The sequence below is a fragment of the Paenibacillus sp. FSL R7-0273 genome, from assembly GCF_000758625.1.
Classification (GTDB): Bacteria; Bacillota; Bacilli; order Paenibacillales; family Paenibacillaceae; genus Paenibacillus_AQ.
Genome location: NZ_CP009283.1, coordinates 6533205 through 6548121, shown reverse-complemented (window position 1 = coordinate 6548121; position 14917 = coordinate 6533205). Strand labels below are relative to the sequence as shown.

Here is a 14917-nt window from a genome sequence, read left to right as displayed (position 1 = left end):
TACGTCCTGCTGCGGCAGAGAAGAAGACTGTGGATGTCATTTTACAGGTGACAGATTTGACAACAGAATAATGCTTTTTCTCTACACTTGCCGCACGGCACGTCTATTTCCTTATGCCGCCCACATTACAATCATTGGACGGAGGAATTTTATAATGTGTGGTATTGTAGGATATATTGGTAATCAGAATTCGCAGGGGATCCTGGTAGAAGGACTTAAAAAGCTGGAGTACCGTGGTTATGATTCAGCAGGTATTGCTGTTTTCACGAAGGAAGGCTTGCAGGTTGTTAAGGCAAAGGGCCGTATGGCTAACCTGGAATCCAGACTTGAAACAACTCCGCTGACGGGCAGTGCCGGTATCGGACACACCCGCTGGGCGACTCACGGTAAACCATCCGACGAGAACTCCCACCCGCACACAGATAACAGCCAGAAATTCTCGGTTGTACACAACGGGATTGTCGAAAACTACCTGGAACTCAAAGAAGAGCTGATTGCCGGCGGATGCCACTTCACTTCCGAGACGGATACAGAGGTTATTTCCCACCTGATTGCCCGTGAATATGAAGGAGATATCGTTAAGGCTGTTCAGAAGGCAATCACCCATATGCGCGGTGCATTTGCCCTGGGCGTTCTGACTGAGCATGAGCCGGATAAACTGGTTGCTGTACGTCAGGCGAGCCCGCTGATTATCGGTCTTGGCGAAGGTGAAAACTTTATCGGGTCGGACATTCCGGCACTGCTGGAATATACCCGTAACGTATATATTTTGAACGACGGCGAAATGGCTGTACTGACAAGAGATGCTGTCGAACTGATGACGATTGAAGGCAACTTTATTTCTCGGGAAATGATTACTGTCGATTGGGATGCAGTTACCGCAGAAAAAGGCGGATACGAGCACTTCATGCTGAAAGAAATCCACGAGCAGCCTAAGGCTTACCGTGATACTATGCGCGGACGCATCAACGCCGAAGGCACGAAAGTTATCCTGCCGGAACTCAACCTGACTCCTGAGCAGATCAAGAACATCCGTAACATCCAGATCGTTGCTTGCGGTACTGCATACAACGCGGGTCTGGTTGGCCGCGGTCTGATTGAGTCCCTGGTTCGTATTCCGGTTGAGAATGATATTGCTTCCGAATACCGTTACCGTTCACCGATCGTAACACCGGAAACACTGGTTATCGTAGTCAGCCAATCCGGTGAAACTGCGGATACCCTGGCTGCCCTTCGTGAAGGTCAGGCTAATGGTGCACACGTACTGGCGATCACTAACGTAGTAGGCAGCTCCATTGCCCGTGAAGCTAACGATGTACTGGTTACTCTGGCTGGTCCGGAAATTGCTGTAGCATCGACGAAAGCTTACACTTCGCAGATTATTGCGTTCACCCTGCTTGGCCTGTACATGGCTGAAGTACGCGGAACCCAGACCGATGCACAGGTTGCTGAAATTCTGGCTGCCATGAACACCCTGCCTGAACAGGTTGAAGAAATCCTGGCTCAGAAGGATGCCATCAAAACTTATGCAGAGCAAATCTCCAGCCACAAGCACCTGTTCTTCATCGGCCGCGGCGTAGACTACGCTGTAGCTCAAGAAGGCTCGCTGAAGCTGAAAGAAATCTCCTACATTCACTCTGAAGCTTATGCTGCAGGTGAGCTGAAGCACGGTACACTGGCTCTTATCGAAGACGGCGTTCCGGTTATCGCCTTGGCGACTCAAGAAGCCGTACTCGAAAAGACTGTGAGCAACATCAAGGAAGTGAAAGCCCGCGGCGCAGACGTACTGGCGATCACTCACCAGGAGCACGTAACCGACCTGCTGAAATCCGTTGACCAGGCCTTCGTTATTCCAAAGACCCTGCCGTTGCTGACTTCCGCTCTGTCGGTAGTTGTAACCCAACTGCTGGCTTACTATGCTTCCCTGGCTCTGGGTCATGACGTTGATAAGCCAAGAAACCTGGCTAAGAGTGTTACTGTGGAGTAATTGTAGGGCTGCTTTTGAAGTTATTGTTAGAAGAAAATAAAGTGTTAGACTGAAAAATAAAGTATTAGACTCGGAAAATAAAGTATTAGACTGAGAAAATAAAGTTGTAGACTGGGAAAATAAAGTATTAGACTGACGTAATTGGCCATACTGCTATTAGGAGCTCTTCTACTGTCTACAGAACCTACATCCAGAATAACATCATGACTCCAAACGGGGCTGCCTTCGGGTAGCCCTGTTTTCTTTTAAGGAGGTGTTGTCATCTTGGCCAAAAGAAAACGTGAAATTACGGACGCGAAGATTGATAGGTTTATCAAAGAAGGCAGAGGACAAGGAACGGGAGCCGATTATCTTCCGTGGCTGCGAGTACAGGATGTGCCATCAACAGGCAGATCGACTCGGGGTGTCGGCTGGACCACAGGCAGACAACACACCTTCTTGTCCGATTTGGAACGCGATTATTTCTATGCCCTAGATTATGCCGATGGAGTAACAGACATCCGTGAGCAATATCCCCTCCTCCCGCTTGAAGAGACGAAGCTGATTGCTGACAAGCTTGGTATCGCACATCCCAAAGACCCTAGAACTGGCATGGATATCGTCATGACTACAGACTTTGTAATTACATATAAAGATAAGGAATATGCGAGGACGGTTAAGCCTGCTAAAGAGTTGGAGAATGAACGCATATTAGAGAAATTTGAGATTGAACGAATATACTGGGAGTCACATCAGGTAGATTGGGGAGTTGTGACTGAGCGTGATTTGCCTTATACGTTAATCCGCAATGTCGAATGGATTCATAAAGAGTATCACAATGAGGATGTCGAGAAACTTGGGATCTTTGCTGTCCAGAGCTTGGAGCGTTCACTCGCTGCTTTAATACAATCAGGGACTGCAATAGCTAAAGCGTGTCTCGCATGCGATGAACAAATGGGGTTAGAAGCCGGGACAGCCCTGGCTATGTTTAGACATTTTGTAGCCCGGAGAATCTGGTCTGTAAATATGAATGAGAAGATTAATCCATCGAATAGTGCTAATGGGTTTCATATCACTGGAGCAGATGGCTTATTGGCGAAAGGCGGCTGAGATATGCAGATACTCTATGAAAATATGGTAGTCGAATGGCAGTTGCCAGAGTCCGATGTGCGTCAGGTTGAGAGAATACTATGGATTTCCCCAAATGAGGAATACCTCTACAGCATTGCAATGGATGATGATAAAGCTTTTCCTGTTATGAAAGCTTATTCGGAATATGCTGCAGGTATTGCATCGAAGCTTTGTAGGCAAGTGGATTGGATTAATGATAGCGTCCCTGTAATTGATACTGATATTGCCCCTGAGCATTTGGCACTCCGTGATAAGTCATGGGACACCATCAAAGATATCGTCCTTGATGAACCAAATTGCTATGACAAGAAATTCAGAGGCGCTCAAATCCAAGAGGTTCAGGGTCGAACTGCTGTTCATAAAAGTACAATTTATCGCTACTTACGCAGATATTGGCAAGGTGGGAAAATGAAGAATACGCTGCTGCCTCACTATAACAATTGCGGTAGTTACGGCAATGATCGTACTCCTACCGAGGCCAAACGTGGGCGTCCTCGAAAGTTTGAACATGAGCCAGCGGGTATAAACATCGACGAAGAAACCAAGCAGTTACTGAGATCAGGAATACAATTATTTTATAACACTCAGGAGAAATCTCCTTTAAAACATGCTTACCAAAAAACACTGGAGAAATTCTTCGCGAGCGGGTACCGCCAAGAAGGACAAGCTCTGATTCCCGTTCTCCCTCCTCCGGAGAAGTTACCCACATTTGGCCAATATAAGTATTGGTTTCAGAAAGAGCAGGACCTTGAAAATACACTTAAAAGTCGACACGGTAAAAAAAGATATGAACTGAATCACCGTCCAATACTCGGGAGCTCTACTCTTGAGAGCTTCGGTCCAGGCTCCAGATTCCAGATTGATGCTACGGTTGCAGATGTTTATCTGGTTAGCGAATATCAGCGCGAATGGATTATTGGCCGTCCGATTGTTTACATTGTCATCGATGTGTTTAGCCGCTATATAACAGGGATATACATTGGTTTGGAAGGCCCTAGCTGGGTTGGCGCCATGATGGCTTTAGCTAATACAACAGCTGATAAAGTAAGGTATTGTGCCGAGTACGGCATTGAAATTACTGAGCAGGAATGGATGAGCAGCCATTTGCCGCAAAAGCTTACAGCAGACCGTGGTGAGCTTGAGGGTGATAAACCGGCTAGACTTATTGACGTTCTTGGTGTGGATGTCGAAAATGCGCCACCTTATAGAGCCGACTGGAAAGGAATTGTAGAGCAACAGTTTCGTCTGGTGAACTTGAGAAGTGTTCGATTTATGCCGGGGGCTATCAAGGAACGCTTCAGAGAACGCGGCGAACGGGATTATCGTCTTGACGCTAAATTGACGTTACGAGAGTTTACTCAGATTATGATCCAATACGTTCTTTATCATAACAACAAACACCGTATGCTCTGGTATGATCGCAATGAATTTATGGTAGCAGATAATGTTGAGCCGATCCCATACCAATTATGGCAGTGGGGAATAATAAACCGGACGGGGCGCTTAAAGAAGCTTCCGGAAGCTATTGTTAAGCTCAACCTTCTTCCCCAGGGAGAAGCTACCGTAACATCAGCTGGAATCCAGTTTAAAGGTGTCCATTATGGCTGCGATTTGGCTATGCGAGAGCAATGGTTCGTTAAGGCCAGAGTCGGCAAGACTTGGCGTGTAAAAGTGTGCTATGACCCGCGTTCCACTAATGAAATCTACTTATGGTTGGATGCGGGAAGACAGTTCGAGGTATGCACGCTACTTGATCGAGAAGAACGATATCTTAACAAGAGATTTGAAGAAGTAGACGACTTATTGGAGATTGAACGATATCATGGCAGACATCACGAGATAAATAATATGTTGGCCAAGATTGATTTGGATGCGCAGACCCAAGCCATTGTAGAGCAAGCGACGAAAAAGACAAATGAGGCGTTACGCAATAGTGATACAAGTAGTAACCAGCGTGTTAAAGGAATCAGGGGAAATCGGAGCGGAGAAAAGCAGTTGAATCGGCCACAGGAGGTTTTCCAACTAGCTGAATCTCGTACAGTTGAAGGAAAGAGCTCGAAGGATGATAACGTAGTACCGATTAACCGGGATGCGACAACAAGACCGCAAGAAGCCTATATACCTCCGGCTGACAAGCTTTCTAAGATTAAAGCCTATTTGCAGGAAGACGGTGATGAAGAGTGAACGAGATGGATGTTCCCTTATTTCACTTCAGTCGTGGTCATTTTGTGGAGGCAGATTATCAAGATCCGCTGCTTGAGGACTATAGGAATAATCCTCTCTTGGAGGCGTTGCCGCCTATTTGGGACGACAAGACTGTAGCAAAGCAGCTGGCATCCAATCCGAGTTTCAATGTTGCTGAACGAGAACTACCGGTCCACTTAAGAATGCATTGTGTACAACGGATTTCGAGAGATTTCTTCAGGCCATTATCGAGACATCTTGAACTGCAACAGAGTATCTCCAGACTTATAAGGGATGGTTATGTAGGCCGAAATCCTCTTACCCCTAATTATGCCTTCAGAGCCCGTAAAGACGCTTATGAGCTCATTATAAAAGGTCATACAAATGGTTATCCCGTGAACACACCGACATCGGCAGGCTTTGCTCTGGTTGGCATATCCGGAATCGGGAAATCAAGCAGTCTGATGCGTATTCTCCAGATGTATCCGCAAGTCATTTTGCATCGAAAGTATAAAGGTCAGGATATGCCTGCCCCCTATCAGATTGTATGGCTAAAAATGGACTGTCCGCATGATGGATCTATACGAGGTTTATGTTTGAATTTTCTATTGGCGGTCGACAGTTTAGTCGGGACGAAGTATTACAAGAAGAATACAACAAAAACGACGGATGAATTATTGCCGATTATGGCTCAGGCTGCCGCCGTACATTGTCTTGGCGTACTTGTCATTGATGAAATTCAGAATCTGCAGGAAGCGAAGGATGATCGGGCTGCGCAAATGCTGAACTTCTTCGTCCAGCTGGTGAATACGATTGGTCTTCCTGTCATTCTAGTTGGTACCTATAAGGCACTGCCTGCCCTAAATGGTGAATTCAGGAATGCGCGGCGCAATAGCGGGCAAGGTGATGCAACCTGGCACCATTTTCAGAAGGATGAGGAATGGGAATGGCTTCTGCAGGGGTTGTGGAAGTACCAGTGGACCGACAAAAAAGTGGAGTTAACACCTGAGTTTATAGATATCATGTTTGAGGAATCTCAAGGTATATCGGATATTGCAATTAAGCTCTTTATGCTGACGCAGTGGCGTGCGCTGGACAAGGAGATCAAGCATATTACACCGGAACTTATCCGCTCTGTGGCCAGAGATCGATTTACGCTGATTAAGCCAGCACTAGAAGCGCTACGATCAGGGAAGAAGAATCAAATTCAAAAGTTTGCAGACATATATGACAGCGTATCTATAGATGACTACCTGGATCGAATTGAAGCAGAGAAACGGAAGGCTGCTCGGCTTGAGGTGATAAAGACGGAGCTTGGATATGACCTGCAAGAGCAAACGGTGTCTGAAGTTAATGTGTGGCTGATTGAGGTTGGCATAGGAGAAGCCATGGCATTAAAAGCAGCGCAGGCTGTAGTACAAAAGCATCTTCATGAAATTGATACCGTAGATTTGCACAAAGAAGCGCTGAAGATTGCTTTACAGGAGCAGAGTAATACTTCTTCCACTAATAAGTCTATTCCGCGAAGCAAATCGAAAGTGAAGTCAAAACCGACAGAGCCAAATGATTTACGCGTAATTGTATCTCAGGGCAAGAAGCAAAAGCTGCCGGCATACGATTCCCTCAAAGTTGCCGGATATATTAAAGATCCAATGGAGTTTATCGGATAGAAGGCGGTGAAAGTATGGATATGTATAGCGGTATGCCTCTCCCTTACCCGGATGAGTTACTCTATAGCGTGATTACTAGATATCACCTGCGGATGAACAACTCCAGCCCGAAATGGACATTTCGGGAATTATTCGGTACAGATCAGGTTATTCCTACATTGGATCTTCCCAGTCATCTCGATAATCTATCCCCCAGAAGCCAGATCATAGGTATAACATCAGATCAATGGATTGACGAGCATACGTTATATTCATATTACGCCCCCTTTCTTCCTCAGAATAGGAGCCGACAATTACAGCAGATGATGAGGAGCAATGATGGTTCAGGAATTCATGCGCTGGTTGGTATTACAGCGAGTTCCATGGAGCGGAATGCTGAATTGCGATTTTGCCAATCATGTTATGAAGAAGATATCCAGCGGTTTGGCGAGCCCTATTGGCACCGTGTGCATCAGGCTACCGGGGTGATGGTTTGTCCTAAACATCGTATTGTGCTTCACAGAATAACACATCCTGTTTCAGATCGGCATGGTTTAACGGTGTTGCCTATTGCAAGACACTTATTTCAATTCAATCCATTGGTATTGCCTGACCCAGAAAGGACTTACCTAAGATTGCTTGAAATTGCTCAGGATGTTCAATTGTTGCTTAGCGTTGGTCACTCACTTCATCTGTACGATTCCAGAGACTCTCTATTACATAAATTAAGTGAACAAGGCTATTTAACCCCATCCAATCGAATTCGGCAGCGCGAGCTTGAGATGAAATTGAGTTCTCATTATGGCAAAGAAATGCTGGAGTTCCTGAACTGTCAGACCTATGGAAATGATTACTCCTGGCTGGCAGTGTCTACAAGGAAAGCTCGCAGAGCCGTTCACCCTTTAAGACAATTATTGCTTATACGCTTCCTCTTTGGTTCTTTCAGTAGCTTCCTGGAGCAAAGAGATACGAGCTATTCTCCTTTTGGTAAAGGCCCATGGCCATGTCTAAATAGGGCTGCAGATCATTACAGAGAACCATGTATCCGTCACTTAAAGATTACGCGTTGTTCAGACACTGGAGGACCGGTAGGAACATTCTCTTGTAGCTGCGGGTTCTGTTATTCCAGAAGAGGTCCGGACCATAGCTCAGAGGATCGTTACCGAATCGGACGCATTAAAGCCTTTGGACCTGTCTGGAAGAATCAACTAACAGCTTATATGGGAAAGGGTTTATCGTACCGAGCTGCCGCTGAGAAGCTTGGCGTGGATACAAATACCGTCATCAAGTACGCACGGCTTAGTCCGGCAAATGAGAGCTTCAGTGATGAAGTGAATTTACCGTCTGTGTCCCCCCTAACAATAAAAACGGGAGCTCTCAAAAAGAAACGTAACGCGCATGACCTACGTTACATTCGTGTTGACTGGGAGAAGCGCGACCTCGAATTGAGCTTGGAGGTTGAAGAGGCGTGCAATAAGATGCTTTCTGATCGGGACATGAAGCCTATTCGAATTACATATGCCTCAGTTGGTAAACGTATTAGAAACCTTGCATTAATTGAAAAGCATAAAGATAAGCTTCCGATCACGATGGCTATTTTATCGAACCGTCTCGAAACAGTTGATCAATTTCAAATACGCAGAATTGGATGGGCAGCAGAACATATGAATGATGAGTTTCCCATTAAACGATGGAAATTAATCAGAAAGGCCGGATTACGACCAGGTTATTCTAGTGCGGTAACTGACGCGCTTGATTATTACAGCGGTCAAGGATTACATACCTTGAACTTTGCAGATAGGGTGGCGACGCAGTGGCTTCAGTAGAATTTAGTCCTTGGCCGTTTGAAGAAAATGAGGATGTTGAACTGATTTGGTTCGGATCACCGTACACAGATTATAAAGGTGACTGGAGAGTTCGAATTGCCTTTAGAAGAGCACGTGGTGAGGTTAAAGTCCTGTCTCGAGCCTGGGGCGCAATTCCTCTATTAAGATTGGGCCAAATATACACGAAGGGTGTTCTTAATCAAGTCCGCCCGATGAGCGGATCGTCCTATACATTCACCATACCTTCACTTGATCAGGGGAAGATTGTAAATGGATTTCAATTGCCAAAGCGTCTCATTGACTTTGGAAAGAATCCAGAGTTAGGAACGCAAAATATTATTCAGTATACAGTGGGGAATATAACGGTCTGTATTCCTGTTATCGAGCTTCTTAGAGCAATGTTTATTAACTCGCAGCTAATGGCATATTCGCTAATGCAGCCCCATGGTCTAGAACAACTAATTGAACGATGTGAATTTGAGAATAATGTTCTACACTTTTATTTAGGAAACCGGGTACCTAATACAATGGCTAATGAGAGTAACGCCCGTCATATGTCTTGGATTTATCTGGACTCCCAAATATATACCATGTGGAATTCCATTTATCAAAGATTGTTAAGTAGAGCAGTAGCTGAGTCTCCTACTAATCCAAAAAAGGCATTTAGAAAGGGGAATCTTCTTGATGTGGAGCTTCCCTCTACCGGTCCAATCGAACTGATAGTAAGGGGCGATCAATTCATGAATATGGTTTTGGTGAAAGAAATCGTGGGGTTCTCCGGCTTCACGCATCCGGCAACCGAAATTGACTTCTGGCATCACTCCAAAAAGCGGCAGGAATCAGTCTTTGGAAACAGGCGGTTAAGGATACCCGATCAATTCAAGAACGACGACGTTATAATTAATGATAACAGTGAACATGCAAAAGAAGATACAAATCAGGATGTACTTGAAGCACCCCCTACTTTTATGAAATTTATTAATTTCCCGATCGTGAGAATTCGAAAGAAGAATCTGAAACAAACGCATGCGGGGGACGATATAGTTGTTAACTCGGGTAGAGGCGGCAAGAGCCTGGACCAACCAAGACAAGTCAGTGTTCAAGATTCAATCGTGGGAGGCGATACTCCACCTATAGATTTTCAAAGTTTAGAGATGGTTCCAATCTCTGAAGCTATTGGGCTTGAAGATTTTTTCAAAATGATAACACTACTGAAAGAAATGACTTCATATTCCATTCGAATGTCTATAGTGCGAATTCCTCCTGGTAAACGCTTTTCAATATGTCCGAATGGTACGCGCCGGACCTGTGCAATTGTTCAAGTATCCAATAGTATGTTTACAAAGTACATACTAGAGGTTGCACGGCCGGATGATTGGTCGATCTCGACGCTAATACTCGATCCAACCAATCTAATCCATTTAAAAGCTATTGAGAGGACAATCACGCAACTTCTCGACGGATTAGTACAAAAAGGTGGGCATTGGGATCAGTACGTTCTGAGTCAATGTTCTGGTGCACATATTGAAAAGCTAAAGCATTATCAGAGTGATAGTCCGCGTGACTGGTCAATAAAACTTAAAGGGAAATTGCTAAACTAAAGGATTGACTGATGTCAGTTCTTTTTTTAGTATTGTAATACTAGATTTTATTGTGGTATTATTTAGGAGTAAGTTCCTAGTGCTAGAGGGTGATAGATTGATTGAGACATTTTGGAATATTTGCTTACTTCATAACATTAGCACAAGGGATCAATTGCTACGAGAGGCTGTGCGGGTAGTTCAAACGAATAGAGCGTTACAGTTGCAGGGGGCAGAACATAGATCGATTCTGGAACCTGAAACGCTATTCCGATGGATGAACCAGTATGCCGGTGAGCGTGAATTCGGACATTTTCCTGGTGATCGGGAGTTGTTCTTTAGGCTCTATCAAGCAGGCAAAGATATGGATTTATTAGACTATGCTATTCAGACGATACAGCAAGACCGAGTAACAGGTGCGATTACCGTTCATACGAGCATTATGGACAGATTTAAAGATATGTGTGAACGACATCACTATCGAACGCTGTTGATTGCAGAAGCAGAGAAATACTTGCGCGGTCTAGCCGAAAGTCAATTGTACAAGCGTTCGTTTACGATTACGCTGGTAACCGAGAATTACATTATCGCCAAGCTGTTGAAGACTTATTTTGAGTCTTATCTGAATGTCCGCATCATTCAGGGATCGATTTATCAACCGTTGCCCCTGTCTGAGAAGTATGACGCTATCTTAACCATTCCGAAATTCGGAATAAAGATGGATGAAGTTGAAGATGCGATCATTAGAGACTCGGAAGGCGTTGCGGTTAATCACTTACTCCCCCTGTTACAAGATACCGGGAGGATAAGCGTTACACTTCCTGCACGGATGTTGTTTCAATCTGGGCGTAATGCGCAGTGGCGAGAACAGATAAATGAATCTGCTCCTATCCAATCTGTACATATGCTGCCTGATGGGTTATTTCGGCCTTATATATCGGTCAAGACTTATCAGATTGAATTTGGAAGGTCACCTTCACAGCAAGTGATTATAGGTCGTCTACTGCTTCATAAGATGTCCTTGGAACCAGAGCGAGAAATTTCAGTTCATGCTGAAGCTTTTGCGCGGCTTGAGAACTGGCGAATAGATATGCTGCTTGATGAAGATCAAGATACGTTGAGGTCTTTTCAACAAGCCCCTGTTCTTAAAGTAAAGTTAAGGGATGTTGCAGATATATTCCGGGGCAAATCTGTTCTTAAGCAAGATCTTAGAGCAGGAAACATCAAAATATTAAATATTTCCAACATTGAAGACGGCGAAGTACGAACGGATCAGTTGGAGACGATCGATGAAGAAGAACGGAAGATCAAACGCTATGAAATTCTTCCCGGAGATCTGGTCATGGCTTGTCGAGGCACGGTGAATAAACTGGCTGTCTTTCCAGAAACAGAAGGAACGGTAATTGCTTCTGCCAATATTATTGTCATTCGACTTAAAGAGTCCATTAGTAGCGGATATGCAAAGATATTCCTGGAAAGTCCGGTGGGAGTGACACTGATCCAGAGCTTCCAGCGAGGGACAACCGTTCTGAATTTGAATCCTTCAGATGTGGGTGAAATAGAACTGCCTCTTCTTCCCCACGACGAGCAGAATAATCGGGTAAAACGCTACAATGAGGAAAAAGAACGGTATAAGCAAAAGATTCGTGAGGCTACGGATCGATGGGAGCAAGTAAAAAACGAAATATACAGCGAGCTCTACTGAGGAGGAACTAAGAATGTCAACAGCAAATCTAGGTTTTGAAGAAAAATTATGGAGCATGGCCGACAAGCTACGGGGCAGCATGGATGCGGCGGAGTATAAGCATGTCGTTTTAGGCCTGTTATTCCTTAAATATGTATCGGATGCTTTTGAAGAGAAATATGAAGCACTGAGCAATGAACCTTATGCTGATCCCGAAGATCGTGACGAGTATGTTGCTGCGAATATCTTCTGGGTGCCGAAGGATGCTCGTTGGAGCCACATTAAGAATAATGCCAAGAAACCGGAGATTGGCCAAATCATTGACCAAGCGATGGTCGATATTGAGAAGGAGAACGCATCTCTGAAAGGTGTTTTGCCTAAGGATTATGCAAGACCTGCTCTAGATAAAACACGCCTTGGTGAAGTTATTGACTTGTTCTCGTTCAAAGTTGGCGATGAAGATAGCCGCTCTAAGGACGTGCTTGGCAGAGTATATGAATACTTCCTTAGTAAGTTCGCTAGCGCCGAGGGTAAGAACGGTGGGGAGTTTTACACGCCAAATAGTGTTGTTCGCCTGCTCGTAGAGATGATTGAGCCATTTAAGGGTCGTGTCTATGACCCGTGCTGCGGCTCTGGAGGCATGTTCGTACAGAGCGAGAAGTTCGTAGAAGAGCATCAAGGCAGGCTCGGAGATATCGCAGTATATGGACAAGAGTCGAACTCGACGACTTGGAAGCTTTGCAAAATGAACTTAGCGATCCGCGGTATCGACAGCAACTTGGGCGAGCATCATGCGGATACGTTCCATAATGATCTTCATAAGAACCTGAAAGCCGATTATATACTGGCTAATCCACCTTTTAACATTAGTGACTGGGGCGGGAACCGGCTCACTGATGACGCACGTTGGTCGTATGGAATTCCTCCAGCAGGCAATGCCAACTATGCTTGGATTCAACATATGGTAAACAAGCTGGCGCCAAGCGGTGTAGCCGGCTTCGTCTTGGCGAACGGTTCCATGTCTACGAGCACGACAGCGGAACTCGAGATTCGGAAAAAGTTAGTCACTGCGGATTTGGTGGATTGCATCGTTACGCTGCCAGGGCAATTGTTTTACTCGACGCAGATTCCTGTTTGCCTCTGGTTTATGGTGAAGAACAAAGCTCCAAGAGGACTGCGCGACCGCCGTGGGGAAATACTGTTCATCGATGCTCGCAAAATGGGACAAATGGTCGATCGTACTCATCGTGAGCTGACGACGGAAGATATCAAGAAGATAACGGATACTTACCACGCCTGGCGCGGGCAGGCTGACGCCGGAGCTTATGAGGATGTTAAGGGATTCTGCAAGGCTGCAAAACTTACGGAAGTGCAGGAGCATGAGTATATATTGACTCCTGGTCGGTATGTAGGTATTGAGGATGTTGAGGAGGAGAGCGAGCCGTTTGAGGATAAGATGGCTCGGCTGACGTCGGAATTGGCAGAGCAATTTGCAAAATCGCGGCATCTGGAAGATGAGATTCGCAAGCGGCTTGGGGGGATTGGGTTTGAGTTTTGAGAATCAAGAATGGCGAACATTTGAGTTAGATGAACTATGTACAGTTACTGATTGTCAACATAAAACTGCACCTGTAGTCAATTATAAGACTAATTTTAGAATGTTAAGAACAACAAACATTCGAAATGGTCGAATTAATTCAGAAGATGCGAGATATGTAACGGAAGAAACTTACAAGGCATGGTCTGTTAGAGGTAAACTCGTTGAGGACGATGTGATTCTAACTAGAGAGGCCCCTATGGGGGAAGTTGGCATTATCAAATCTTCAAATGAAAAGTTTTTTCTTGGACAAAGAATGCTTCAATTAAAGGCTAAAACAGATGTTATTCTACCATACTTTTTATATTACTCACTTTTGACGCCTGAAGTGCAAAATCAAATCAAAATGCATGAGGGTACTGGTTCAGTAGTTAGTAATATTCGAATTCCTGCTCTGAAAAAGTTCAAGCTTATGGTACCTGTATTGAAAATACAAGAGTCTGTTTCGACAATGTTGAGACTGATTGATGACAAAATTGATCTCAACAATGCCATCAATAAAAACCTCGAAGAAATGGCCCAAGCCCTTTTCAAACGCTGGTTTGTGGATTTTGAGTTCCCGAATGAAAACAGTGAACCGTATAAGTCTAGCGGCGGTGAGTTTGAGGAAAGTGAGTTGGGGCTGATTCCGAAGGGGTGGAAGGTAAAGACATTAGGCGAAGTCTCGATACAGGGGATTGTATGTGGAAAGACCCCAAGTACGAAGGAAAAAGATAACTTTGGAGAAGAAACCCCTTTTATTACGATTCCGGACATGCATAACAAAGTATTCGTAACGAAGACTGAGCGTGCGCTCTCTAGCAAGGGAGCGGGAACACAAGCTTCAAAGACAGTCCCAGCTTTTAGTGTATGCGTAAGCTGTATTGCAACACCCGGATTGGTAGTATTGACTTCTGAACCAAGTCAGACAAATCAACAAATAAATACGATTATTTGTAATAGTAATGAATGTTACTATGTTTATTTATCTCTTTCCCGTATTTCGGAGTACATTAAGAATATGGGATCAGGCGGTAGTGTCGCATTAAATCTGAGCAAATCGCGGTTTTCTAATATTAAAATGGTTTTACCAGAACAATCTATATTAGACCAATTTCATAACTTGGTTGAACCAATGTTTGCTACTATTCTGCTTATTCAAAAAGAAACGGAAAGCTTGTCTATCACACGTGACACCCTTCTCCCCAAACTCATGTCAGGTGAAATCCGAGTCCCTTTGGATGAAGAGTATCCATATTCTCAATCTTCCGACTTGCCACTAGCAGCCGAAAGCAAAGCCCAATACTCCACTACCTAACTG

At 44.7% G+C, this 14917-nt stretch carries 9 protein-coding genes; all 9 read left to right on the top strand.

Annotated elements, in window-relative coordinates:
• Positions 1 to 154: 154 nt before the first annotated feature.
• The 9 genes from glmS to R70723_RS31740 all read left to right on the top strand — a co-directional run bounded on the left by glmS (position 155) and on the right by R70723_RS31740 (position 14914).
• Positions 155 to 1987: a glutamine--fructose-6-phosphate transaminase (isomerizing) gene (glmS, locus tag R70723_RS28010; protein ID WP_039877342.1), complete on the top strand. Its 1833-nt coding sequence runs from the start codon at positions 155 to 157 to the stop codon at positions 1985 to 1987.
• A gap of 264 nt (positions 1988 to 2251) precedes the next feature.
• Complete coding sequence (locus tag R70723_RS28005; protein ID WP_039877341.1) at positions 2252 to 3076, top strand: heteromeric transposase endonuclease subunit TnsA; 825 nt, start codon at positions 2252 to 2254, stop codon at positions 3074 to 3076.
• 3 nt (positions 3077 to 3079) lie between these two features.
• Positions 3080 to 5281, top strand: coding sequence for a TnsB C-terminal domain-containing protein (locus tag R70723_RS28000; RefSeq protein WP_039877340.1), 2202 nt, complete (start codon positions 3080 to 3082; stop codon positions 5279 to 5281).
• 5 nt (positions 5282 to 5286) lie between these two features.
• Positions 5287 to 6951 carry an ATP-binding protein gene (locus tag R70723_RS27995; protein ID WP_039879386.1) on the top strand — a complete coding sequence of 555 codons (1665 nt, stop codon included), beginning with the start codon at positions 5287 to 5289 and terminating at the stop codon, positions 6949 to 6951.
• A 14-nt stretch (positions 6952 to 6965) separates the two neighbouring features.
• Positions 6966 to 8756, top strand: coding sequence for a TnsD family Tn7-like transposition protein (locus R70723_RS33140; protein ID WP_076418470.1), 1791 nt, complete (start codon positions 6966 to 6968; stop codon positions 8754 to 8756).
• Complete coding sequence (locus R70723_RS27985; protein WP_039877338.1) at positions 8744 to 10357, top strand: Tn7-like element transposition protein TnsE; 1614 nt, start codon at positions 8744 to 8746, stop codon at positions 10355 to 10357. The genes R70723_RS33140 and R70723_RS27985 overlap by 13 nt, the downstream gene beginning before the upstream one ends.
• A 97-nt stretch (positions 10358 to 10454) precedes the next feature.
• On the top strand, positions 10455 to 12041 hold the full coding sequence (locus R70723_RS27980; protein ID WP_039879385.1) for a restriction endonuclease subunit S: 1587 nt from the start codon (positions 10455 to 10457) through the stop codon (positions 12039 to 12041).
• Positions 12042 to 12054: 13 nt separating this feature from the next.
• The gene (locus R70723_RS27975; RefSeq protein ID WP_039877337.1) at positions 12055 to 13578 is read left to right on the top strand and encodes a class I SAM-dependent DNA methyltransferase; all 1524 of its coding nucleotides are present in this window, start codon (positions 12055 to 12057) and stop codon (positions 13576 to 13578) included.
• Positions 13568 to 14914, top strand: coding sequence for a restriction endonuclease subunit S (locus tag R70723_RS31740; protein WP_047171256.1), 1347 nt, complete (start codon positions 13568 to 13570; stop codon positions 14912 to 14914). The genes R70723_RS27975 and R70723_RS31740 overlap by 11 nt, the downstream gene beginning before the upstream one ends.
• Positions 14915 to 14917 lie beyond the last annotated feature (3 nt).